Annotated in this window: 24 protein-coding genes and 1 pseudogene; 14 read left to right on the top strand and 11 right to left on the bottom strand. The window is 63.5% G+C overall.

Features of this window, described 5'->3' with window-relative positions; translation table 11 throughout:
• The first annotated feature begins 146 nt into the window (after positions 1-146).
• The 3 genes from ACFPTO_RS03690 to ACFPTO_RS03680 all read left to right on the top strand — a co-directional run bounded on the left by ACFPTO_RS03690 (position 147) and on the right by ACFPTO_RS03680 (position 4358).
• On the top strand, positions 147-1412 hold the full coding sequence (locus ACFPTO_RS03690) for a mechanosensitive ion channel family protein (protein WP_377709539.1): 1266 nt from the start codon (positions 147-149) through the stop codon (positions 1410-1412).
• Between the two features lie 170 nt (positions 1413-1582).
• Positions 1583-2980 carry an alpha,alpha-trehalose-phosphate synthase (UDP-forming) gene (otsA, locus tag ACFPTO_RS03685; RefSeq protein ID WP_377709537.1) on the top strand — a complete coding sequence of 466 codons (1398 nt, stop codon included), beginning with the start codon at positions 1583-1585 and terminating at the stop codon, positions 2978-2980.
• 310 nt (positions 2981-3290) lie between these two features.
• The gene (locus tag ACFPTO_RS03680) at positions 3291-4358 is read left to right on the top strand and encodes a glycosyltransferase family 4 protein (RefSeq protein ID WP_377709536.1); all 1068 of its coding nucleotides are present in this window, start codon (positions 3291-3293) and stop codon (positions 4356-4358) included.
• A gap of 34 nt (positions 4359-4392) precedes the next feature.
• On the opposite strand, the gene ACFPTO_RS03675 is transcribed toward ACFPTO_RS03680, so the two are convergent.
• The 3 genes and pseudogenes from ACFPTO_RS03675 to ACFPTO_RS03665 form a co-directional block, all read right to left on the bottom strand.
• Positions 4393-4980, bottom strand: coding sequence for a BPSL1445 family SYLF domain-containing lipoprotein (locus tag ACFPTO_RS03675; RefSeq protein WP_377709969.1), 588 nt, complete (start codon positions 4978-4980; stop codon positions 4393-4395).
• 54 nt (positions 4981-5034) lie between these two features.
• Positions 5035-5312 (bottom strand): annotated as a pseudogene (locus tag ACFPTO_RS03670) (hypothetical protein); the annotation flags it as partial.
• A 283-nt stretch (positions 5313-5595) separates the two neighbouring features.
• Positions 5596-5898 (bottom strand): PsiF family protein, encoded by a 303-nt coding sequence (locus tag ACFPTO_RS03665; protein ID WP_377709534.1) that lies wholly within the window; start codon positions 5896-5898, stop codon positions 5596-5598.
• 230 nt (positions 5899-6128) lie between these two features.
• On the opposite strand from ACFPTO_RS03665, the gene ACFPTO_RS03660 reads away from it, so the two are divergent.
• On the top strand, positions 6129-6425 hold the full coding sequence (locus ACFPTO_RS03660; protein ID WP_377709533.1) for a YciI-like protein: 297 nt from the start codon (positions 6129-6131) through the stop codon (positions 6423-6425).
• A gap of 32 nt (positions 6426-6457) precedes the next feature.
• On the opposite strand, the gene ACFPTO_RS03655 is transcribed toward ACFPTO_RS03660, so the two are convergent.
• The gene (locus ACFPTO_RS03655; protein WP_377709532.1) at positions 6458-7117 is read right to left on the bottom strand and encodes a phosphoribosyltransferase; all 660 of its coding nucleotides are present in this window, start codon (positions 7115-7117) and stop codon (positions 6458-6460) included.
• A gap of 204 nt (positions 7118-7321) precedes the next feature.
• On the opposite strand from ACFPTO_RS03655, the gene ACFPTO_RS03650 reads away from it, so the two are divergent.
• The gene (locus tag ACFPTO_RS03650; protein ID WP_377709530.1) at positions 7322-7543 is read left to right on the top strand and encodes a hypothetical protein; all 222 of its coding nucleotides are present in this window, start codon (positions 7322-7324) and stop codon (positions 7541-7543) included.
• 16 nt (positions 7544-7559) lie between these two features.
• Here ACFPTO_RS03650 and ACFPTO_RS03645 read toward each other — a convergent pair whose 3' ends face one another.
• Positions 7560-8414, bottom strand: coding sequence for a LysR substrate-binding domain-containing protein (locus ACFPTO_RS03645; protein ID WP_377709529.1), 855 nt, complete (start codon positions 8412-8414; stop codon positions 7560-7562).
• Between the two features lie 120 nt (positions 8415-8534).
• Between ACFPTO_RS03645 and ACFPTO_RS03640 the strand changes: the two genes are divergently transcribed.
• Entirely contained in the window at positions 8535-9704 is a 1170-nt protein-coding gene (locus ACFPTO_RS03640) for a 2-aminoethylphosphonate--pyruvate transaminase (protein WP_377709527.1), read from the top strand.
• Positions 9705-9789: 85 nt separating this feature from the next.
• On the top strand, positions 9790-10593 hold the full coding sequence (phnX, locus tag ACFPTO_RS03635; RefSeq protein WP_377709526.1) for a phosphonoacetaldehyde hydrolase: 804 nt from the start codon (positions 9790-9792) through the stop codon (positions 10591-10593).
• 41 nt (positions 10594-10634) lie between these two features.
• Here the strand turns inward: phnX and ACFPTO_RS03630 are convergent, their stop codons facing one another.
• The 4 genes from ACFPTO_RS03630 to ACFPTO_RS03615 all read right to left on the bottom strand — a co-directional run bounded on the left by ACFPTO_RS03630 (position 10635) and on the right by ACFPTO_RS03615 (position 13032).
• On the bottom strand, positions 10635-11078 hold the full coding sequence (locus ACFPTO_RS03630) for a thioesterase family protein (protein WP_377709524.1): 444 nt from the start codon (positions 11076-11078) through the stop codon (positions 10635-10637).
• Between the two features lie 466 nt (positions 11079-11544).
• A complete protein-coding gene (locus tag ACFPTO_RS03625; protein ID WP_377709523.1) occupies positions 11545-11889 on the bottom strand; it encodes a zinc ribbon domain-containing protein YjdM in 345 nt (114 codons plus the stop codon).
• Positions 11890-12015: 126 nt separating this feature from the next.
• Positions 12016-12204, bottom strand: a complete 189-nt coding sequence (locus tag ACFPTO_RS03620; protein WP_293042551.1) for a ribbon-helix-helix protein, CopG family — start codon at positions 12202-12204, stop codon at positions 12016-12018.
• A gap of 258 nt (positions 12205-12462) precedes the next feature.
• A complete protein-coding gene (locus ACFPTO_RS03615) occupies positions 12463-13032 on the bottom strand; it encodes a hypothetical protein (RefSeq protein ID WP_377709521.1) in 570 nt (189 codons plus the stop codon).
• Between the two features lie 344 nt (positions 13033-13376).
• Here ACFPTO_RS03615 and hyfB point away from each other — a divergent pair, with 344 nt between their 5' ends.
• The 6 genes from hyfB to ACFPTO_RS03585 are packed head-to-tail and all read left to right on the top strand — an operon-like array spanning position 13377 to position 20562.
• Positions 13377-15386, top strand: a complete 2010-nt coding sequence (gene hyfB / locus ACFPTO_RS03610) for a hydrogenase 4 subunit B (RefSeq protein ID WP_377709520.1) — start codon at positions 13377-13379, stop codon at positions 15384-15386.
• Complete coding sequence (locus ACFPTO_RS03605; RefSeq protein WP_377709519.1) at positions 15383-16333, top strand: respiratory chain complex I subunit 1 family protein; 951 nt, start codon at positions 15383-15385, stop codon at positions 16331-16333. Before hyfB ends, ACFPTO_RS03605 begins: the two co-directional genes overlap by 4 nt.
• Entirely contained in the window at positions 16333-16992 is a 660-nt protein-coding gene (locus ACFPTO_RS03600; protein ID WP_377709517.1) for a formate hydrogenlyase, read from the top strand. Before ACFPTO_RS03605 ends, ACFPTO_RS03600 begins: the two co-directional genes overlap by 1 nt.
• Positions 16985-18481: a hydrogenase 4 subunit F gene (locus tag ACFPTO_RS03595; RefSeq protein ID WP_377709516.1), complete on the top strand. Its 1497-nt coding sequence runs from the start codon at positions 16985-16987 to the stop codon at positions 18479-18481. Before ACFPTO_RS03600 ends, ACFPTO_RS03595 begins: the two co-directional genes overlap by 8 nt.
• A 3-nt stretch (positions 18482-18484) precedes the next feature.
• The gene (locus ACFPTO_RS03590; protein ID WP_377709514.1) at positions 18485-20047 is read left to right on the top strand and encodes a hydrogenase large subunit; all 1563 of its coding nucleotides are present in this window, start codon (positions 18485-18487) and stop codon (positions 20045-20047) included.
• Positions 20044-20562, top strand: coding sequence for an NADH-quinone oxidoreductase subunit B family protein (locus ACFPTO_RS03585; protein ID WP_377709513.1), 519 nt, complete (start codon positions 20044-20046; stop codon positions 20560-20562). Before ACFPTO_RS03590 ends, ACFPTO_RS03585 begins: the two co-directional genes overlap by 4 nt.
• Here ACFPTO_RS03585 and ACFPTO_RS03580 read toward each other — a convergent pair.
• Positions 20559-21323: a DNA ligase-like domain-containing protein gene (locus ACFPTO_RS03580; protein WP_377709511.1), complete on the bottom strand. Its 765-nt coding sequence runs from the start codon at positions 21321-21323 to the stop codon at positions 20559-20561. The two genes, ACFPTO_RS03585 and ACFPTO_RS03580, sit on opposite strands and share 4 nt — an antisense overlap.
• 505 nt (positions 21324-21828) lie before the next feature.
• On the opposite strand from ACFPTO_RS03580, the gene ACFPTO_RS03575 reads away from it, so the two are divergent.
• Positions 21829-22941 (top strand): S1/P1 nuclease, encoded by a 1113-nt coding sequence (locus tag ACFPTO_RS03575; protein ID WP_377709510.1) that lies wholly within the window; start codon positions 21829-21831, stop codon positions 22939-22941.
• 457 nt (positions 22942-23398) lie between these two features.
• Here the strand turns inward: ACFPTO_RS03575 and ACFPTO_RS03570 are convergent, their stop codons facing one another.
• Complete coding sequence (locus ACFPTO_RS03570; protein WP_377709509.1) at positions 23399-23689, bottom strand: hypothetical protein; 291 nt, start codon at positions 23687-23689, stop codon at positions 23399-23401.
• Between the last annotated feature and the right edge of the window lie 30 nt (positions 23690-23719).

Genomic DNA, 23719 nt, shown 5'->3' with positions numbered 1-23719 from the left:
ATGGGTAGAGGCGGGTTGAGCCGGGTTGAGCCGGGTTGAGCCGGTAGGCGCCTGACGCTGCGCCGTTTTCGTCCGCGGCCGTGGCGTTCGTGTCGCTTGTGCTGTTTCCACGCGTAGCCGCCTGGCTCAGGAGGAACAGACCGCAGATGCCGAGCATCGACGATCTCTTGCGTATCGCCAACGCGCCGCTGCAAACCTGGCTCGGCACGCTCATCGTCAGTGCCGTCACGCTCGTGTTTGCCGCGGCGGTTCACTGGCTTGGTTCGCGCGTGCTGCGCCGCATCGCCGGGCCGTATCCGCGCGTGAGCGTGATCGTGCGCTACGTCCGCCAGCCCGCGCTCGCGGTCATCCTCATTCTCGCGGCCGAATTCGTCTGGTGGCAGGCACCCGACACCTTGCGCTTCATCTCCAGCCTGCGCGAACTCGCCGCCGTCGCGCTCATTGCAGCGATCACCTGGCTTTCCGTGCGCTGCGCAGCGGCCATCGGCGAAGCGATCATCGCGGCCCATCCGATCGACATCGTCGATAACCTCCAGGCCCGCCGCATCCATACCCAGGCACGCGTACTCGCACGCACGGTCATGATCCTGATCATGATCGTCGGCATCGGCGCAGCGCTCATGACCTTTCCGAATGTCCGGCAGTTCGGCGCGAGCCTGCTCGCTTCGGCGGGCGTGGCCGGTCTCGTCGCCGGTATTGCGGCACGCCCCGTGCTCGGCAATCTGATCGCCGGGCTTCAGATCGCGCTCACGCAACCGATCCGGCTCGACGACGTGGTCGTGATCCAGGGCGAGTGGGGGCGCATCGAGGAGATCACCGGCACCTACGTGTCCGTGCGCATCTGGGATCAGCGTCGGTTGATCGTGCCGCTGCAGTGGTTCATCGAAAACCCGTTTACGAACTGGACGCGCAACAGCTCGCAGATCATCGGCTCCGTCTTCCTGTGGCTCGATTTCCGCATGCCGCTTGCGCCGCTGCGCGAGGAACTGTCACGCATCGTCGCGCCCGCGTCCGAGTGGGATGGCCGGGTCCAGGTCCTGCAGGTCACCGATGCCAACGAGCGGGCGATGCAGTTGCGCGTGCTGGTCAGTTCGCCTAACTCAGGGCTGAACTGGGATCTGCGCTGCCGCGTGCGCGAAGGGCTGCTTGCCTTCATGAACGCGCACTATCCGCAATTTCTGCCGCGTACGCGCGCGGAGGTGTCGGCGGAACCGGAAAGCAGCGCAGCCGACATGCCGGTATGGGAGCCGCAGCCCGCGCAGCCTGCGGCATCGAGCACGGCGGCGAACACGGAAGCCGATCCGGTGACCGGCAGCGTGGTGCGCAGCAACGTCGCGGGGGATGTGCAACACACCTCAGCGGCATTTCCGGCCAGCGATGCTGCGAGCGGCGCAACGCGGCGCACCCGCTAACTGCTGCTTTCGGCTGCTCGCCGCCGTTGGAGAAGGTGGGCGCGTCACGCGTGGCACGCCCCATGCTGATGAGCACACACCCATGCGCGAGCCGAACGGCATCGATCAGCATTAGCCGGTGCCGCGAGCACGAACCGCGCACATGAACGCACGAGCGGAGGAAGGCATAGATGGGCAGATTGATCGTCGTATCGAACCGTGTGGCAACTCCATCGGAGGCGAAAGCCTCTGCGGGCGGCCTCGCCGTCGCCGTGTTCGGCGCGCTGAAGGACGGAGGCGGCGTCTGGTTCGGCTGGAGCGGCGACGTCGTGAGCGAATCGGTGGCGAATGCGGGGCCGATGCTCGTCAAGGAAGGCGCCGTGACGTTCGCGACGGTCGGCCTCTCCCGCAAGGACTACGACCAGTACTACCGCGGTTTTTCGAACGCCACGTTGTGGCCGATTTTCCACTACCGCAACGATCTTGCGCGCTACGAACGCGACGAATACACGGGCTACCGGCGCGTGAATGCGTGGCTCGCCCACAAGCTCGTGAAGCTCATTCATCCCGACGACAACATCTGGGTCCACGACTACCATTTGATCCCGTTCGCCGAGGCGTTGCGCTCCGAGGACATCGAGAACCGCATCGGCTTTTTCCTGCATATTCCGTTTCCCTCGCCGCAGGTGCTGCAGACGATCCCGCCACACGATGAACTCGTCCGTTCGCTGTGTTGCTACGATCTGCTCGGATTCCAGACCCAGAACGACCAGCAGGCCTTCCTCGACTACATCGCGCGCACCGCGCGCGGCACGGTGCGTGCGCAAGGCAAAGGGGCCTCGGTGGAAGCGTTCGGGCGCAAGCTGCGCACGGGCGTCTACCGCATCGGCGTGTTTCCCGACGAAATCGCCGCACAGGCCGCGCGTGACGAAGGCCGCGCCGAGGTGCTCGACCTCAAGCAGAGCCTGGAAGGACGCAAGCTCGTCATGAGCGTGGACCGGCTCGATTACTCGAAAGGACTCGTCGAGCGCTTTCATGCGTTCGAGCAGTTGCTCGAACAAGTACCGGCGTGGCGCGGCAAGGTCACGCTCGTGCAGATCGCACCGCCCACGCGTTCCGATGTCGCGAGCTACAAGCTGATCCGCGAAGAGCTGGAGCGCGAAGCCGGACGCATCAACGGCCGCTACTCGGGTCTCGATTACACGCCGATCCGCTATCTGAGCCAGCAATACGACCACGCTAAGCTGATGTCGCTCTTTCGGGAATCGCAGGTGGGCTACGTCACGCCGCTGCATGACGGCATGAATCTCGTCGCCAAGGAGTATGTGGCTGCGCAGAATCCCGACGATCCGGGCGTGCTCGTGCTGTCGATCTTCGCGGGCGCTGCCGCCGAACTCACCGGCGCGCTGCTCGTGAATCCGCACGATGCGGAGGGCATGTCGGAGGCGCTGCAGCACGCGCTGTCGATGCCGCTCGCGGAGCGCCAGGCGCGCTACGAGATCAACATGGCCGCTCTGCGGCGCAACAACCTCGGCGTCTGGCGAGACAGCTTCCTGGGCGATCTCGGCAGCGTCCCGAAGGCACATTGAGGCCACTGAGCACGGATGATGCACGCGGCATCGGCAGATTCGGACCCCACAATGTCACCCGGCACAACTGGCCCGTCGAAACCGTGATGTATCCGCATGTAAGTCCCGACAGGAATTGAAAAAATGAGGGCGCTCGCACGTGGTGTGCAGAATAATGACCAAGCCACGTGATATATGCGAGCAGCCGTTGATTGTGCCCCGGCGGCCTCGCCGTGCCGCGCGCGGGTTGCCTTACAATGAGCCGCCTCGAAATAGCGAGGCCTGATGCGGCATTACATACTCGAACGCCCCCGATCGCCGGAGACACCTGATGAGAATTGCACAGATTGCCCCGCTGACCGAATCGGTTCCGCCGAAGCTCTACGGCGGCACCGAGCGCGCGGTGTCGTACATCACCGAAGCGCTGGTCGATCTCGGTCACGACGTCACGCTGTTCGCGAGCGGCGATTCCGTGACGAGCGCCAAGCTCGAACCGGTCTGGCCTCGCGCGCTGCGACTCGATCCCGGCATCCGCGACCGGATCGCACCGCACATGCTGCTCATGGAAATGGTGCGCCGCCAGGCCGATCAGTTCGACGTGTTGCACTTCCATATGGATTACTACTCGTTTTCGGTGTTCAAACGCCAGGAAACGCCATTCGTGACGACGCTGCACGGCCGTCTCGATCTACCCGAGCAGCAGCCGGTTTTCGATACCTTCGATAACGCGCCGGTCATTTCCATTTCGAATGCGCAGCGTCAGCCGATGCCGCAGGCCAAATGGCTCACGACCGTCTATCACGGGTTGCCCGAAAACCTCTACACGCCGCAGCCCGTCGAGCAGCGCTACCTTGCATTTCTGGGCCGTATCTCGCCGGAAAAGCGCGTGGATACGGCAATTCGCATCGCCCAGCGCTGCGGGCTGCCCATCCGCATCGCGGCGAAGGTCGACGAGGCCGACCGTGAGTACTTCGAGCACGAGATCAAGCCGCTTTTCGCCATGCCGAACGTCGAGTTCGTCGGCGAGATTTCCGACGCCGAGAAGGCCGGTTTCCTCTCGGGCGCGCATGCGCTGCTGTTTCCGATCGATTGGCCGGAGCCGTTCGGCCTCGTGATGATCGAAGCGATGGCGTGCGGCACGCCAGTCATCGCGTTCAATCGTGGCGCCGTGCCGGAAGTGGTGGACGAGGGCGTGACGGGCTTCATCGTCGAGGACGAGATCGGCGCCGTGGCCGCGGTGAACCGCATTGCGCGCGTGCCGCGCACGGGCGTGCGCCAGCAGTTCGAGGCGCGCTTCACGTCCCGCCGCATGGCACAGCAGTACGTGGAGGCGTATCAGACCGTGATTCGCGCGAACAAGCGCTCGCGCTTCAAGGTGATCGACACGTCCGCGAGCTGAAGTACGCGCATGACAAGCCGTGTAACAGCGTGCGTCACAGCGCGAGCCGCGTGATCTTCGTGCCTTCGAGCGACAAATTGCCGATAAGGCCACTGTTCGTGAGCACGAACACTTCGACCGGCTTGGTGGCCGTGGCGGTAGTGACGGTACCGTTCGCGCCCACATTCACGATGGCGACCGAAGCGTCGCCGCCAACCGACCAGCCTTGCGACTGGCGGAATTTGTCGAGGGCGTCCTGGGTCATGAAGAGATAGACGACGGACTTCGACTGCACGCCGAGCGTCGCGCCCACGGACACCGACGTCGTACTGAAGTAGCCGGTCGTGCTTCCGCCGACGCGCAACGCGCCGTCACCGTGCTCGCCGCCAATGGCGACGCCTGCCTGAACCACCGATGGAAACACCAGAATGCCGCGCGCCTGGCCGACGAACTCGCGCGAGCCGGGCACGGTTTGATAGAGCCGCGAGAGCGTGCTGTCGACGGCAGCGTCGATCGACTGGCGGCGGGCATCGGCGGACATTGCCGCAGGCGGGTGAATGCTGGTGGTCGTGCAGCCGGTGAGGGCGGCGCTCGCGATAGCGATGGTGACGGAAGCTTTCAGAAGGAATCTGCTTGTTTGCATCCTGTCCTCCGTTGTGGTGACTGGAAGCCGACTGCGGCGGCGCTGCTCTGGGTGCCGCGCTGCCCGCTGGCGTGCGGCATTCGTGGCGAGCACGTCGGCGGGGCAGCCCAGTGTTCGGGCCGCATCCGGCGTGCCGCGACAGCGCAGTGCACACCGGCGTTGCGTTCGGCGTCGGTGAAGGTCCACGTGGTCAGGGCCAGTTGCAGATCCGCGCGGTTGTAGGCCATCGCATCGCGCATCTCGCGCCCGGCGACGATCATCACCGGCACGAGCCACAACACGATCGCCATCAGCCAGCGGCGAAACCAGCGGTTCTTGTGTCTCCAGGCCATCCGCGCCTCCGTTCGATGCTCCTGGCATCGACGTCAAACGGCGGACCGATGGCGTGTGTGTCATGTCGTCCGGGGTGGGGGCGCCGCTGGAGGCATCATAGGAGAAAAATCGCGGGTCCGATCCCGATCCGGAGGCAAGGCGGGAAGAGGCAGACGCAAACCACGCGGCGAGGTGAGGGCGCTACGCGGTGCGTTCGCGGCCGCGCGTGCACACTGAAATACGCGCACACATAAAAAAGCGCGCCTCGGCCGGAGCCGATGCGCGCCCTGTTGCAACTGCCTATCAGCTCTTCGTCGAGAGGCACTGCTTCATGAACGCCTTGCGCTCGTCGCCTTTCTTGTCGCCGGCCTGCGCGTTGCACGCCTTCATCCGTTCCTGCTGGGTCATGGCCGGTGCCGCCGCGCCGCCCGCCGAAAGGCATTGCTTCATGAACGCCTTGCGTTCATCGCCTTTCTTGTCGCCGGCCTGCGCATTGCATGTTTTCATCTTCTGCTGCTGGGCGGTTTGAGCGGGCGTCTGTGCGAACGCCGGTGCGGCCAGAACGCCGCCGAGTACGATTGCAGCGATAGCGGATTGAATCTTCATCGATCACTCCCTTGGGGTTTCGACGTTGTCGATAGTTGGGCGAGAAGGCATCCAGCATGATTGCAGCCCATCGCCGCAACAATTATGGCAAAGCCTTTCTGAAAACGGGGCGGTAATGTCAGCGGTTGACACGCGTGCAGCACAATGCGGCCTGTCGGCGTTACGTGGATTGTGCGGATTTCACAAATTACGCGGAATGTGAACAGGCCCCGATTTATAGGAGATACACGATGCACTGGCTCTTGATGTACGAACTCGTCGACGATTATCTGGAGCGGCGTGCCGCGCACCGCGACGCGCACCTCGCGCTCGCGTGGGCCGCCGTGGCGCGCGGTGAACTGCTGCTCGCAGGAGCGGTGGCGGAGCCACACGACAGTGCGCTGCTGTTGTTCGAGGGCGATTCGCCTGAGGCCGCCGAAGCCTTCGCGCGCGCCGATCCCTATGTCGCGGCCGGGCTCGTCAAGCATTGGCGCGTGCGGCCGTGGCAAACGGTTGTCGGCGAGAAGGCCGCAAACCCCGTGCGCTGAAGCGGCAGGGCGCGCGGCTTCTCAGGCGTTGCTCACGTATTGCCCGCGCCGCCTGCGGCCTGATCGAGCAGATAGCGCACCGTGTCATCGTCGACCTGGTCGAAGTCCAGGTAGAACTGACCGACGCTGAAGAATTGAAGCGGGGTGTGCACGCACACAAGATCGTCGATGGCGCCGCCCAGCCGCAGGCGCGCGCCAGCGGGTGCGACTGGCATTGCGGCGATGATGCGTGCGGGACCGAGACTCGCCACGGCGCGTGCGGCGGCCTTCAGGGATGCGCCTGTTGCGATGCCGTCGTCGACGATGAGCGTCACGCGGCCCGCAACCGGTTCGAGCGGACGTTCGCCGCGGTAGCGCGCCTCGCGGCGGCCCAGTTCGATGCGCGCGAGGGCCATGGCGCTCTGCAACTGCGCCGCACTCACGCCGGCTTCGCGCACCAGATCTTCGTCGACGAACTGCGCGCCGTTCGAGGACAGCGCGCCCATCGCCAGCTCCGCTTGCCAGGGCGTGCCGAGCTTGCAGACCGGCAGCACGTCGAGCGGTGCGCCAAGCGCGGCGGCCACCTCGTATGCAACGGGCACACCGCCGCGCGGCAGGGCGAGCACGACGACGTCACGCCGCCCCGCGAATGCGCCAAGACGCTGTGCGAGCATCCGGCCGGCTTCACGGCGATCGGTGAACGGACGTTCCATGACGAACTCCGAAGTGGAACGATTCGACCAGTTTGCCACGCGGCGCACGAGCCGGCGCGGAAAAATAGCGGTGCAGGTGCAGGTGCAGGTGCAGGTGCCTGGGCGGGGCGCGGCCGTCATTTGCAAACGCGCATTCGTCATTTGGTGCGGCGTACGTCCGCCACTACGATGGCATGGTGCATTCTCCACGATGAGGTCCACGCCATGTCCGAATCCGCCTCTTTCAAGCCGCGCGTCGTCGAACCCGCCGCGGTCGATCAACCCGAAGGGCGCGGGCTGGCCGTGGAGTTATGGCTCGCGCGGCCCGTCGACGGCATTGCCGGGCGTGCGGTACGAATCGACCTGCGATCCGGGGCAGGCATGGAGCAGGCCGAGGCGCTGCGCGACCTCCTGCATGCCATCGGCACCGGCATCGTCGTTACCTGAATGCCGAGCGTGGCACTCAGTCGAGTTCGGTTGCAAAGAGGGCGTCGAGCAGATTCGACGACTGGTCCGCGAGCCGCGTCAGCGATTCGACCATGCGCACCTGGCAGTCCGCGAGCGCCATCATGCGGATCTGCGGCGACTGCCCGAATTCCGCGTGCGCAATCACGCCGACGCCGACACCCTGCGCGATGGCCGTCTGCAGCGCCTCGCGTCCATCGACGTAGAGCACCGGCTGCACCTGCAGTCCCTTGCGCACGAGTTCGGTTTCGAGCAGTTGCTGCGTGACCGACTGTGCCTCGCGAAACACCATCGGCTCGCGCACCAGCTCCTCGTAGGTCATGCGGCGCTTCCTGGCCGCCGGGCTGTCGGCGGGCACGACCGCCACGAGCGGCTCCTCGCGCAGCACGCGCGTCTGCAGGCGGCTGTGGACCTGGCGCGCAGCCGTGATGGCCGCATCCGCTTCACTTGCGAGCACGCGGCGCAGGCATTCGGCCGCGTTGGCGATCGACAGCCTGATCACCACGCCGGGATAGCGTCGCCGGAACCCGCCGATCAGCTTGATGGCGAGGTCGGGTGCATCGGCAATCAGCGACAGTTCGCCCGATTCGAGCGCGCCCGCCGCTTCAAGCAGGCGCCGGGCGGCGCGTTCGCAATTCACCATCTGACGCGTGATGGCAAAGAGGCGCTTGCCGAGGTCCGTCAATTCGACGCCGCGCGGCGCACGCTCGAAGAGTTTGACGCCGAAGTCGTGCTCGAGCCGCCGCACATGGTCCGATACGGCGGGCTGCGTGAGCGATAGCGCCTGCGCGGCACGCGAAAAACCACCGTGTGCGGCAACCGCGTGAAAGGCGCGTAACTGTGCGTATTGCATGGGAATCCGGTTGGAATAAGCTCAACTTATAGGCACATCGATTATATCGATTTTACCGATGCGTACCGTTCGGCTAGGCTATCGGGCTTTGATGTCGAACGCCAAACCGGAGCCCACCGCATGACCGCCCCCGCCGAACCGTATCTGCTGACTCCCGGCCCGCTCACGACAGCCGCTTCGACGAAAGAGGCGATGCTGCGCGACTGGGGATCGTGGGACGGCGACTTCCGTGCGATGACGGCCCGGCTGCGCCGCAGCCTGCTGGACATTGCGGGCGATACGGACGATGTGGACGGTGAATACGATTGCGTGCCGCTGCAGGGCAGCGGCAGCTATTGCGTCGAGGCGATGCTCGGCAGCTTCGTGCCGCGCGACGGCCACGCGCTCGTGCTTGCGAACGGCGCGTACGGCAAGCGCATCGCGACGACGCTGCGCTATCTGGGCCGCCGCCACACCGTGCACGACACCGGCGATTATTTGCCGCCGCGCGCAGCCGACGTCGAGCGCATCCTCGCCGCGAATGCGGAGATCACCCATGTCGTCGTGGTCCACTGCGAGACCAGTTCCGGCATCCTGAACCCGATCGAGGAAATTGCCGCCGTCACGGCGCGTGCGAGCCGCCGTCTTCTGATCGATTCGATGAGCGCGTTCGGCGCGGTTGCGCTCGACGTGCGCACGCTGCCGTGCGATGCGTTCGTTTCGTCGGCGAACAAGTGCATCGAGGGCGTGCCCGGTTTTGGCTTCGTGATCGCGAAAAAAGATGTGTTGCGTGACGCGAAGGGCAACAGCCATTCGCTTGCGCTCGACATCCACGACCAGTGGGAGGTGATGAACCGCACCGGCCAGTGGCGCTTCACGCCGCCCACGCATGCCGTCGCGGCGTTCATCGAGGCGTTGCGCCTCTATGCGCTCGAAGGCGGCCAGCCGGGGCGCCTCGCACGCTACACGCGCAATCGCGACGTGCTCGTGGCAGGCATGGGTTCGCTCGGCTTCGAGCCGCTGCTGACCGGCCAATGGCGCTCGCCGATCATCGTCACGTTCTTTTCGCCCGCCGATCCAGCCTTCAACTTCGAGCGCTTCTACGAATTGATGAAGGCGCAAGGGTTCATCATCTATCCGGGGAAGCTGACGACGGTGGAGAGTTTTCGCATCGGCTGCATCGGCGCACTCGACGAAACCATCATGCGGCAAGTGATCGAAGCGTGCCGCAATGCGCTGGGCACACTCGGTGTGACGAGCGGGGCGCCCGCAACCGCGGCGCTCGGCAAGCGCGAAGCGCTCGTGGCGTAAACGCCGGGCGCGAGTCGCTGATCGCCGATCGATGATCGAGCAAGCAGAAACCTCTCTACGCAGATATTTCGCAAGACACAGGGCAATGAAACACGTTAAAGCGGTGATTTTCGACTGGGCAGGCACGGTAGTCGATTACGGTTCGCGCGCGCCGATGGGCGCGTTCGTCGAGACCTTCGAAGCGTTTGGCGTACCGATCACGATCGACGAGGCGCGCGGTCCGATGGGCATGGCCAAGCGACCGCACATTGCGGCGCTGATGGCGCTGCCGCGCGTCGCGAAAGCGTGGGAAGCGCGTCACGGACATGCGCCGGGCGAAGCCGACATCGACGCGGTCTACGACGTGTTCGTGCCGAAAAATATCGCGGTCGCGGCACAGTACAGCGACGTGATCCCCGGCGTGGCCGCCGTCACCGCTGCGCTGCGCGCCGGAGGCGTACGCATCGGCACGACGACAGGCTATACGCGCGAGATTATCGACCAGATCGTGCCAGGCGCTGCGGCGCAGGGTTTCGAGCCGGACAGCATCGTCTGCACCGGCGACACGCCCGAAGGGCGGCCGTCGCCGTACATGATCTATCGCACGCTGCCGCAACTGGGCGTGTGGCTCGCGCGCGAGACGATCAAGGTGGACGATACCGAGGTCGGCATCGAGGAGGGCATCAACGGCGGAACGTGGGCCGTGGGCGTCGCCGTGAGCGGCAACGCATTTGGACTCACCGAAGCAGAGGTGCGCGCGCTGCCGCCCGAAGAATTCAGGCGCCGTCGCGAGGCGGCCGTCGAACGCCTGCGCGGCGCCGGGGCGCACTACGTGATCGACAGCGTGGCGGATCTGCTGCCGGTCGTGAACGACATCGACAACCGGCTCGCGCGCGGCGAGCGGCCCTGAACGGCGCTTGACGAAACGCGCGCATCAAGAAGCAGGGTGCGTCAGCCAATCGTGTCGACGGTGGGGAATTTGTCGCTGAACGCGCGCGGCATCGGCACGACCTTCTTTTCTTCGTAGTCGAAGAACACGAAACCCGATTTCGCCATGGCGATCAGCGCGCCGTCCGCGGGACGGGTGATGCGGAAAATGATGTCGCCGCCGTACTTGTTGAAATCCATGATGCCGACTTCGAAGCACAACTGGTCGCGCGCATAGGCTTCGGCGCGATAGGTCGTGGCGAGATCCGTGACGATGATGCTCGTGTGCGCGCCTTTTGTGGCTTCCAGGCCCGCGTCGAACAGGAAGCGGGCGCGCGCCTCCGAAATCATCGAGATCATCGAATCGTTGCCGAGGTGATTGGCTCCGTTGATGTCGGTAACGCGAACGGTGAGCTGGGTCGAGTAAAAGTACTGGTCTTCCGGAAACTGCAGCTGAATACGGGCCATGACTGACGCTGTGGATGGGGAATCGGAGGCGGCGTCCGAAATCCGTCAGGCAGGACGCATCGCCCGCTATTCTAGCGATTTGGCCAGATCGCGATGCGCTGCATCGCGCGCGGGTTAATTGTCGCAGTGCTTGTCGCCGTGCTGGAATCGCGGCTCGCGCTATGAGCCGGGCAGCTTACGGTTGGCTTGGAAAGCGGACATTTGAACTTAGCCAGAAGTACGACACTACTACTTTGCTCTTACACAAAAAATTTGGATAATTTGTATTATGTTAATTACAAAATAAACATCAAACCAAAAGATTGCAGCGCTTCGCCCACTGCCGCGCTGTCCGGACGTAAATCCATCTCGTAAGCGAGATATACGCCCGCCGCGATAGCGCGAGTCGCAGTCTGACTAAAGAACAGTTGGGCGACAGAACGAAAGCGCCAACCGTCCAGCTTCCAGATGCGACCCGCGGCGCGCGTTACGCCTTCCTGACGAATTCCGATTTCAGACTCATTGCGCCAAAGCCATCCACTTTGCAGTCGATGTCGTGGTCGCTATCGACCAGGCGGATATTCTTGACCTTCGTACCCATCTTGATCGTGCCGCCCGAGCCTTTGAGCTTAAGATCCTTGATGACCGTCACCGTATCACCGTCCTGCAGGACATTGCCTGCTGAATCGCGATAAACCTTGGCGCTGGGTTCGGGCGAAGCAGCAGCTTCCGTCACGGGCCATTCGTGGGCACATTCGGGGCAAATATAGACGGCGCCATCTTCATACACGAATTCGGAATGGCATTTCGGACACGGCGGCAATACGTTCATAAGTCGACCCTCGCACCTGCAACGGCGTTGGTTTTTGATCAGTAAAAAAAGGGCCTGCGACAACGCGCAGGCGGATATGAGCGCGGGGCGCCCTGCCATTTCGGGCAGGCTGGACGCGTATGGGATTTACCGGCGCACCCGCGTCCCGACGGTGCTTTTCGTCTTGTACGTCACGCCGTGCTGCGCGAGATATTCGCGGATCAATTGACGGACGACTTGCGAAGGAGTCAGATCCTGCGCCGCGCACAGTTCTTCGAATGCGGCCTTCTTGGCGGGGTCGATCAGTATCGTCAGTCGGGCGCTTTTGGTTTCCATCACGCGGAGGCTTGCCGTCCAAATATGTTAATCAAATTATAATCGCTACCGGACGGCAGCGACCAAAACATGGTTTGGCTGCGGCGTCCCGCGACGGCGGCAGCTTAGCATACTGACCCAGGCGGGAATGTACGCCGTGCCTGAAAGCCACAATGAGTGCCACATTGCATGCCGCAGTAACAAAAGGGCGGAAAGCAGCCTGGCACATTGATCCAGCCACAACCAGTTCGCGCAATCCAGCAGCGCGATCCATGCCGCTCAAGCCGCGTCTGCGTGCCTGTTGTGCTCCCTGACCAGAAACTCCCGCAATCGCACGTCCCACTGAGGCTCACGCACGGTAATCGCGACGGATTCGACGCATGTCATGTAACGATCGAAACGCATGGCGCAAAGCTGATGGACCGGCACCTCGCGAACAAAGAACAGATCGGTATCGTCGAGTAACAGGCTCGGCCTGCGCCTGTAGCGCGCCGCCATGACCGAAAGCGCGTCCTGTGCATGGCGTGCGGCTTTCGCCGGATAGACGAACACGACGTTGACGCCCGTCGCATCGAGCCTGTCGCATGTGGCCTCGAAGCGATGGAGCAGCTGGAAACCACGCCCGCTTGCCTGACCGACGCACACGGCGACAAGCCCCTGCTCGCCCGCCGCCTCGCGCAAAGACAAGCGCCGGCAGTCGTGCGACAGCAATGGAACCTCGACGTCAATCATCCCCAACCCCTTTCTGCCCGCTGCGCCGGCTTCTTCATTTGCCAGCGCAGGCTGCCCTGCTGTCGTTACACAAGTGTAATTGCATGTTAATGTGATTTGCATGATATGTAAACGCAACCACGCCTTTCCTGCGTGACGCTCCGCTCTGGTCATGCCGGAGCAGTTCTGCTAGCCTGTTAATGCCGTTAACATACGGTGTTAACCAAATGCGCTCGACATGAGACGAGTTACCTGCACACCACGCATGCATAGTTGGCGGAATCGGGCGTTGTCATTCTGCTCAACGCACGGCTTAAATCCGCTCGTCCCGATGCTCGCGGCATCGACTCGTGAGAAGATCGATACACGCGAAATCGTACTTTCGGGCGACCTCGATCCTGACGTTGGCGCGTACGCGAAGCACATGAAACACAACGAAATAGCTTGCGGCGCCTAGCTGACGCGACAGGAGACCAGGTTCGATGGAACATCGCTTCGTGATCCAGCTCGCACTGTACGTTGTCGCCGGCTGGCTGGCGATCGGGAGCGCGGGCCTTGCGAACCTGCGCCGCACACGCGTGGTGGCGCACGCGCTTTTCCCGGCGGGCGCCCTCCTCGGCATGCTGATGTTCGGCCTCGGCATCGCCGCTATGACCGGCGCGGCACAAACCATCGTGCTGCCGCTCGGCCTCCCCGGCTTGCCATTCCACTTCCGCCTCGATGCGCTCTCGGCCTATTTCCTCGCCGTGCTCGGCATGGTGAGCACAGGCGTGAGCGCATTCTCGGCAGGCTATTTCCGCAAAGGCGAAGGCACCTCACCCGGCCTGCTGTGCTTCGAATATCACGTGTGCCTCGCGAGCCTTGCGCTCGTGCTCCTCGCCGACGACGCCTACAGCTTCCTCGTCGCCTGGGAAGCGTTGACGCTTTCCGCCACCTTCCTCGTGATGAGCAACTCGCGCATCGCCGAAATCCGCAGCGCGGCTTTTCTCTACTGCCTGATCTCCCACGTCGGTGCGCTGGCAATCCTCGTTGCGTTCGGATTGATGCAGGCCGATACCGGCGACTACACCTTCGCCGCCATGCGCGCGCAGCACCTCGCGCCCTTCCCGGCGTCGGTCGCTTTTGTGCTCGCGCTCGTGGGCTTCGGCGCAAAGGCCGGCATCTTTCCGCTGCACGTGTGGCTGCCCGAGGCGCACCCCGCCGCACCCTCACCGGTTTCCGCGCTCATGAGCGGCTTCGTGCTGAAGGCCGGCCTCTACGGGCTGCTGCGTACCGTCTTCGATCTGCTGCACCTGCAAATCGCCTGGTGGGGCGTGCTGATGCTCGCGCTCGGCCTGTTCACCGCGCTGCTCGGTGTAGTGTTCAGCGCGATCCAGTCGGACATGAAGCGGCTGCTCGCGTATTCGTCGATCGACAATATCGGGCTGATGTTCGTGAGCCTCGGGCTCGCCGTCCTGTTTCGCGCGTTCGGCATGAACGGCCTCGCCGCGCTCGCGATGACCGCGTTGCTCTACCAGATCGCGAGCCACGCGGCGTTCAAAAGCCTGCTGTTCGTCGGCACGGGCGCCGTGCTGCACGCGACGGGCGAGCGCAATCTCGGCCGCCTCGGCGGCCTGATTCACCGGATGCCGTGGACGGCCTGGACCGCGCTTGCCGGCGCGCTGGCAAGCGCGGGGTTGCCGCCGCTCTCGGGCTTCGTCTCCGAATGGCTGCTGTTGCAGAGCTTTCTCTTCACGCCCGCGCTGCCGAATACCTTCCTGAACATGGCCGTGCCGGTTATCGCCGCGCTGGTCGCGCTCGTCGCGGCGCTCGCGGGCTACACGATGGTCAAGTTCTTCGGGATCGTCTTTCTCGGACAACCCCGCGAAGCCTCGCTCACGCGTGCACGCGACCCCGGTGCGTGGGGGCGCGCCGGCTTCTGCTGGTTCGTCGCCGCAACCGTGTTGCTCGGGCTGCTGCCCGTGCAGATCGTCCGGCTGCTCGCGCCCGTCACGCGCCAACTCGCGGGCGCCGATCTCGGCGCGGCGGTGTCGGCAAGTCACTGGCTGCTGCTCGCTCCCACCAGCGTCGATCGCGCGAGCTACATGCCCGCCGTCTTCCTCGCGTTCTTCCTCGGCTGCTGCGCGCTCGCGTGGCTGCTTGTGCGGCGCTTCTATCACGGCCGGTTGCGTCGCTCGGCGCCATGGGCCTGCGGCAATCCGTTCGTGACCGCACGCATGCAGGATACGGCGGAGGGCTTCGGCCAGCCGATTCGCGAAATCTTCACGCCGCTCTTCAAGATCGAGCGCGACATGCCCTCGCCGTTCGACGCGCAGCCGACCTACCACGTGGTTGCTGCCGACCGCACATGGGGCTGGCTGTACGCGCCGCTTGCACGCGCCGTACAGCGCATCGGCGCGCTCGCGGGCAAGCTGCAGACCGGCCGGATCGCCGTCTACCTCTCGTACAGCTTCGCCGCGCTGATCGTTTTGCTCATCCTGGTGCGCAGATGATCACGTTTTCCGGACTGCTCTCGCAAGCGCTCGAAATCCTCGTGGCACTCGCCGCGGCGCCACTGCTGTCGGGCTGGGTCGCCATCTGCCGCGCACGGCTGCAAGGCAGGCGCGGCCCCAGCATCTGGCAGCCGTACCGGACGCTGCACAAGCTCTTCAACAAGGAATCGGTCGTCGCGCAGCATTCGAGTCCCATCACGCGCCTCACACCCTATGTCGTCTGGGGCGCGATGACGCTTGCGTGCGCAATCGTCCCCACGCTCTCGACCGACCTGCCGCTTTCGCCCGCCGCAGATGCGATCGCGCTCGTCGGGCTGTTCGCGCTCGCCCGTGTCGCAACTTCGCTCGCCGCGATGGATGCGGGCACAGCGTTCGGCACGCTCGGCGCGCGACGCGAGATGCTCGTCGGCTTCCTCGCCGAGCCCGCGCTGCTCATGGTGCTGTTTTCGGCCTCGCTGATCACGCAGTCGACGCTGCTCACGCGCATCGTCGGCCTGCTCGGCCATGGCGAGCTGGCCATCTATCCGAGCCTCGCTTTTGCAGGCATCGCGTTCACCATGGTGTCGCTCGCCGAAAACGCACGCCTGCCGGTCGACAATCCCGCGACGCACCTCGAACTCACGATGATCCACGAGGCGATGCTCCTGGAGTACTCCGGGCGCCATCTCGCGCTGATCGAATGGGCATCGAGCCTGAAGCTCTTCGCGTACTCGTGCATCGGCCTGGCGCTCTTCGTGCCGTGGGGCATCGCCGAGGCGGGCAACCCGCTCGCGCTGCTGTTCGCCGTGCCCGTGCTGTTCGCGAAGCTCCTCGCGGGCGGCGCATTGCTCGCGCTCGTCGAGACGCTCAACGCCAAGATGCGGCTCTTTCGCGTGCCCGAATTCCTCGCGACGGCGTATCTGCTCGCCGTCATCGGCATGCTCGTCCATTTCCTGTTGGGGGCGTAATGCACGGGCTTGCCACGCAGATCATCAATCTCCTCGCCGCGATCCTGCTGTTGATCTCCTTCGCGATGCTGAGCCAGCGGCGCATTCTCGCGCTGATCCATCTCTACACGTTGCAGGGCCTCGTGCTTGCCCTTGCCAATCTCGTGCTCGGCTCCCTCCTCGCCGACACGCACCTCTACATCTCCGCCGCGCTGACGCTCGTGCTCAAGGTCGGATTGATTCCGTGGATCCTCTACCGGCTCGTGCAGCGCCTGAACGTGACGAGCGACATTGAATCGCTGCTCAACATTCCCGCCACGCTGCTCACGGGCATCGTGCTCGTGATTGTCGCGTTCAACGTCGCGCTGCCGCTCACGCAGTTCGCTTCGTCGGTTGCGCGCGGCACGCTCGGCATCGCGCTCGCGTGCGTGCTGCTTTCGTTCCTGATGATAATCACGCGCGCGAAAGCGATCCCTCAGGTGATCGGTTTTCTTTCGATGGAAAACAGCCTCTTCTTCGCCGCGGCTGCCGCCACGAACGGCATGCCGATGCTCGTCGAACTCGGCATCGGCCTCGACGTGCTCGTGGGCATGCTGATTCTCGGCGTGTTCATGTTCCAGATCCGGGAGCAGTTCGACAGCCTGGATATTCCCCACCTCGGCGAGCCCGACGATGAGTAACGCCTGGAGTGTCGCCTGTAGTTTTGCCGGGTGTAACGCATGGATTCTCCCGGCGGTGCTCGCGCTGCCGCTCGTGGCGAGCGCGACGCTCGCGCTGGCAGGCGCGCATCGCACCGCACCTGTCCTGAACGCCGGGTTCAGCCTCGCGACCTTCGCCGCCACGCTCCTGCTTGCACAGAACACGGTGGCGCACGGCCCGGCATTCGCGTTCGGCCAGCTGTTCTACGTCGATCCGCTCAACGTTTTTCTCGCGGCGCTGACCGCGTTCGTCGGCTGGACCACGGCCGTTTTCTCGAAACCGTACATGCGCACCGAGCGCGACCGTGGCCGGATGAGTGCGGGCCGCACGCGGCTGTATCACGCAATGTACCAGTTGTTCGTGTTCGCGATGCTGCTCGCGCTCCTGACCAACAACATGGGCGTGCTGTGGGTTTCGATGGAAGCCGCGACGCTCGCGACCGTGCTGCTCGTGAGCGTCTATCGCACGGCGGCCAGCATCGAGGCGGCGTGGAAATACTTCATTCTGTGCGGCGTCGGCATCGCACAAGCGCTCTTCGGCACGATCCTGCTTTACCTCGCGGCAAGCCGCGGCCTGGGCGGCAGCGACGCGCTGCTCTGGACCAGCCTCAATGCCGCCAAGGCGAGCCTCGACCCCGTGATCGTGTCGCTCGCATTCGTGTTCCTGCTGATCGGCTATGGGACCAAGGTCGGCCTCGTGCCGATGCACAACTGGCTGCCCGACGCCCACGCCGAAGGCCCGACGCCGATCTCCGCCGTGTTGTCCGGGTTGCTGCTCAACGTCGCGCTCTACGCGGTGCTGCGCTGCAAGGTGCTCGCCGACGGCGCGCTTCAGAACGGCCTGCCCGGACGGCTGCTCGTGGGCTTCGGGCTGCTCTCCGTGCTCGTCGCAACATTTTCACTGCTCAGACAGAAGGACGTGAAGCGCCTCTTCTCGTTCTCGTCGATCGAGCACATGGGCCTGATGAGCTTCGCGTTCGGGCTGGGCGGACCCGTGGCGACGTTCGCCGGCCTGCTGCACATGACGACGCATTCGCTGATCAAATCGGCCATTTTCTTCACGGTGGGCCACGCCGCGCAAAAAACCGGCACGCAGTCCATCGACGGCATTCGCGGGCTCGTTCGCGTGAGCCCGCTTGTCGGCTGGGGCATGATCCTCGGCGCGCTCGCGATTCTCGGCATGCCGCCGTTCGGTGTTTTCGCGAGCGAATTCCTGATTCTCACCACGGCGATCCATGCGCTGCCCTGGGCCGTACCGCTTCTGCTGCTGGCGCTCGCCGTTGCGTTTGCAATCATTTTCCGGCACGTGCAAGGCATGGCATTCGGCGAACCGACTGCGCGCCGGCTCGACCATCGGCCCGCCCTGCTGCCGGTATTCATTCATCTGGCCATCGGGCTTATGCTCGGGCTCTACATCCCCCCCTGGCTTGCGGCGTGGTATCACGCGGCCGCGGCCATGATTGCAGGATGATTCATGCGGATCGACGCACTCCAGTTAACCGGCCTCAGCCGCCTCGCCCACTTCGCCGATCCGCCGGCCACGCTCGTTGTGCAGGCGGATGCCGCCGCATGGATCGGCGTAGCCAATCTCGTCGCGCAGAACGGAGGCCGGCTCGTGACGATGTGGGGCGCCGAAGCGCGCGATGGCACGTTCACGATATGCGCGGCCTATGGCGTCGAAGACGGCCTGCTCTGGGTCCGGTTGCCGCTTGAAAAAGGACCGTCCGGACCCGCCGGGTATCCGGATCTCTCGGCGCGCTTTGTGTGCGCAGCCCGCATGCAGCGCGCCGTCCACGATCTGACCGGGCTGCGCGCATGCGGGGCGGACGACACGCGCCCCTGGCTGAATCACGGCAACTGGCCCGCCGACTACTTTCCGTTGCGCAAATCCGCATCCGGCATGGAGCGCTTCGAATCGAACGAAGCGGATTACGCATTCACGCGCGTCACCGGAGACGGTGTGCACGAAATCGCGGTGGGGCCCATTCACGCGGGCACCATCGAACCGGGGCACTTCCGTTTCTCCGTCGTCGGCGAAAAGGTGCTGCGGCTTGAAAAGCGGCTCGGCTACGCCCATCGCGGTGTCGAGCGTCTGTTCGAGCGAACGCCGGCACTTGCAGGCCATCGGGTCGCGGGCAGGATCGCGGGAGACAGCAGCGTAGCGTTCGCATGGGCGTACTGCATGGCGCTCGAGCGTGCGCTCGGCACGACCATTCCGGTGCGCGCGCAATGGTTGCGTGCGCTACTGCTCGAACGCGAGCGCATCGCCAATCATCTGGGCGACCTCGGCGGGCTCGGCAACGATGCGGGCTTCGCCTTCGGGCTCGCGCAGTTTTCGCGGATGAAGGAGGACTGGCTGCGCCTGAACGAGCAGGCCTTCGGCCACCGCTACCTGTTCGACGCGGTCGAGCCCGGCGGGGTAGCGCGCGATCTCAGCAAGGCTTGCGCCGACGCGATCGTCGCCCAGAGCGAGCGCATCGAGCGCGAGGTCCGCTCGATGCGACGCATCTACGACGATCACCCTGGATTGCAAGATCGCTTCACGAACACCGGCATCCTGAACCCGCAGATGGCCGCCCAGTTCGGCGTATGCGGGCTCGCCGCGCGGGCGAGCGGCGCCACGATGGACCTGCGCAGCGATCATGGGCCGGTTCCCTACGGCGAGATTGGCGCGCGCCACGCCAGCGACAAACGCGGCGATGTCGCCGCCCGCGTCGCGCTGCGGTTTAGCGAAATCGATGAATCGCTGCGTCAGATCCGTGCGATCGTCGCGGGCCTGCCAGGCGGCAGCGTTGCCGTTCAACCTGAAACCGCGCGCGCGCCTTCTTATGGCGCCGGGTGGATCGAAGGCTGGCGCGGCGACGTGCTGGTCGCGCTCGAAACCGGCGAGGACGGTACGCTCGCCCGCTGCCATTGCCATGACCCGTCGTGGCAAAACTGGCCCGCCGTCGAAGTGGCGATCATCGGCAATATCGTTGCGGACTTTCCGCTCATCAACAAATCGTTCAACCTCTGCTATGCGGGGCACGACCTGTGACGTGGCAACTTCTCAAGCGAATCGCGAGCACCCGCGCACCGGCCGAACCCGTCCCCGAGGGCGGCAACGACTGGCGCACGGAGTCCCAGCAACTGCACCAGCAAATCCTCGACGTGCTGGGTCGCGCCCTGTGTATCCGGCAGATCGACGCGGGCTCGTGCAACGGCTGTGAGCTGGAGATTCACGCGCTCAACAACCCGTACTACAACATCGAGGGACACGGGATCCGCTTCGTTGCGAGCCCCCGGCACGCGGACATGCTGCTGGTAACCGGGCCGCTCGCATCGAACATGCGCGAAGCGGTGCGACTGGCCTACGAGGCGACGCCCGCTCCGAAGCTGGTGGTGGCCGCCGGCGAGTGCGCGTGCACAGGAGGGATGTTCCGTGACAGCTATGCCGTCTGCGGCCCGCTCGCGCAGTTGCTGCCCGTCGATGTCACCATACCGGGCTGCCCGCCTTCGCCGGTCGAACTCCTGCGAGGCATTTTCGCCGCAGTTCGCGCTTCGAAGGGTTAGGCGGGGAATTCGTATTTCGCAATCCCCGGAAGATCTCCGATGTAATCATGAAGTCCCGAGTGAGTGACAGTGACATTTGTCGCGCCGCGCACTGTGCCGCCATGACGAAGAACCAGTTTACAGAACGCAAAATCTTCTCCAAGGCCAGGGCGGGACTGAAAATACGACTCGCAACGTAGCCCATCGTATTCGTTCATATAGTACGAAGTGAGATTGGCCACTCTTCTGAGGCGCTCGAAACATGCGCGCGAGACAAGCATCAACCCCGTGCCAACAGCATCGACGGGAATCAGTTGTTGCCCGACGGAAACCGTCGCAGCATTGTTCGGTATGGAAAACATACCGTCATAGCTACCGCCGAGATTAGCCAGGTGCGCCGGATTGATATCCGGATGAGCCAGCACAACCTTCTTGATACGATGCCAGTCGATTTTTCGCTTTGGACAGATTACGCCGACCACGTCGGCATCATTCACCTGCTCGAACATCGCAATTAACTCGTCAACGCTAAACCCTATATCATCATCGACAAATAAGATATGCGAGCAATTTGTTTCTTTTAGAAAAATACTAACCAGCAAATTTCGAGCGTGGTCTATCGGGCTGACTCCGTTGACAATTTTGATGTCGAATCCAAAACCCCTTGAATAGCATTTTGCCTGCAGCTCGGAAATGGATCGCACGTAACTTGACGACATCATCGACCGGAGACTTGGAGTGGCAATGCAAATGGAAAATTTTTCCATTCCGCCAACTTTCATGGCGCTTCACCTCTTTACGATATCGCGACAAAATTTAAATACCATGCACTGGATACGCCGCGTCACGGACCGATAGGCGCGACTTATTCTCGGACGCAACCTCTTGCGCGCGCTGGGCGCACCGACAATCCGGCCTCCCGTTCTCGCGCCCTGCCTGCGCAACCGGCACTCAAAACCCTGCGCGACCAGAAGCATGAGAAAGAAGGTGTTTTGGGAAGTCTTTACCATACCCGGTAACGTCCACAATCCGCTGAAAGCAGTCGTGACTTTCCGTAGCAGTCCAATATAAACATCTGAACCGAACTCCGGAATTGAAGCAACCGTGGAGCGAAGGCTACCACGATACGCAATCGCAGCGTCGAGTTCATGCATGAATGCATAGCACATCACGCTTTCGAAGTTGGCCTTCGGCGCTGATCGTCATCGTGAGTTCGCAGTTGATTCGTCATACTGATGTTCTTGCAACGCGCGTTCATTTCCATCCAGACACGCCGGAGATCATCAAATGACAGCACCCGAGTCGAGGCTCCAAGCTGCACCGACGAAACCGTTCAACCTTGCAACTCAATCCCGCCACCTCGTCCGCCACTGGCTGGCCTGCGGCGCGCTGCTCCTCTCCATCGCCCCAAGCGCTTTCGCGTGGGGCGATGGAGGGCACCGGATCGTCGCGAAGATCGCCGATCACTACCTGACGAGCAGCACGCGTGCCGCCGTCAACGCCATGCTCGCAAACGACAGCACAGGCCTGACCTCGACGGACATGGCCAGCGAAGCGAGCTGGGCCGACCGCTATCGCAACAAACATCCTGAAACTGCGAACTGGCACTTCGTCGACACCGAAATCAGCGACGGCGACATTGATGCCGCGTGCTTTGGCCATCCGCCATTGCCGCTCAACGCGCCAGCTTCCGCCGGCCCGGCTACTGCATGCGTGGTCGATAAAGTGGATCAATTCACGAAGGAGCTGGCGGCGCCTCAGACCACCGACGCCGAACGTCTGCTCGCGCTCCAGTTCCTGCTGCACTTCGTTGGCGACCTGCACCAACCGTTGCACGCAAGCGACAGCAGCGATCGCGGCGGCAACGACAAGATGGTGTCGGCACCCGGCATCGCGCCTGGCAAGCTGCATAGTTACTGGGACACGGCGTTCGTCAAGCAGCTCGGCAGCGACACCAATACGGTCGCCAGTCAATTGATCGACAACATCAACAGCGGCCAGGTCGCAAGCTGGCAGACGCAGACGCCGCGCGACTGGTCTTTAGAGGCGTTCGACATCGCGAAGCAGGATGTGTACGGCAAGCTGCCCGCGCCGAACAGTTCGGGAACCTTTGCGTTGCCGGACGACTATGTTTTCACTGCACAGCAAGACGTCGCTCTGCAATTGAGCCGCGCAGGCGTGCGGCTCGCGATGGTGCTAAACGGCGCAGGTCTGCAAATGCCGGGCTCGACAAGCCCGCCGGGCGATGGAGTCCTGGTGTGGGTCAATACGAAGTCAGGCGTTTATCACTGCCCTGGCTCGCCGTATTACGGCAATACGAAGCATGGCGTCTACATGTACGAAGATCAGGCGAAAGCGGGCAGCTATCGTCCGGCGGGAGGAAAAGCCTGCTCGGCTTGATGAAGCAGCCGAGTGACGTACCGATGCAGCCCACTCCGCATTGGCACTGACGGATATGCATCGGTTTCACGACTTCAAATGGTGAAGCGACGAACCATATCGCCCCCGAAGGCCCAGGCCGCGCCCTCCCGATCCGCCTGGCCACCGTTTATTCCAGATTGCCGCCGATGCGTACTCTATGAGGCGTGCCGGTCATGCGCGCATTTACAATGCCGCGCCGCTTGTTGAAGTTTTCCAGCCAACGTGTTCTGGGCAGATTAATTGCGCATGAAAAAACTGCTAAAGCGAATCGGCATCATCCTTGCCATATTTATAGCATTGCTTATTGTCGGCGCCTTAATTTCCCCCGAGCAACCGGCAACTCATACGGGTGCTGCGCACGGTCAGCGTGTACGCACCACCGAATAGCCTTCGCTGCGCTACGTGATGGCGCCGCCGGCCGCCATCGGCGCGCGGGCTATTCCAGCCCGCGAATATGCTTGAGGCCAGCCACGCCGTCTTCGAGCAACGTGCGTGCGAGTTCGTGAACAGCGTGCGTGGACAGATTCTCGTTATTCGCCGGCACCGCAAGCAGATGGCAGGCTGCCTCGCGTGCCTGGCGCTGCTGGTCGGATGCGAGCAGTGCGGCCGCGTTAGGGTCCTGCACGACGAAAAAGCCATACTTGCGCAGTGAACGCAACGCTGACGATATGTTCAGCGCCCAGCGCTCGTGCTCGCTGTCGATGATGTGCTGAAGCTGCTCGCTCACAACTTTTCCCTGAGTTAAGTCGACAGCAAG

It is taken from the genome of Paraburkholderia denitrificans (assembly GCF_042655705.1).
GTDB classification, from domain to species: domain Bacteria; phylum Pseudomonadota; class Gammaproteobacteria; order Burkholderiales; family Burkholderiaceae; genus Paraburkholderia; species Paraburkholderia denitrificans.
Note: the sequence above shows the minus strand (reverse complement) of the source record. Positions and strands in the feature narration are given on the sequence as shown.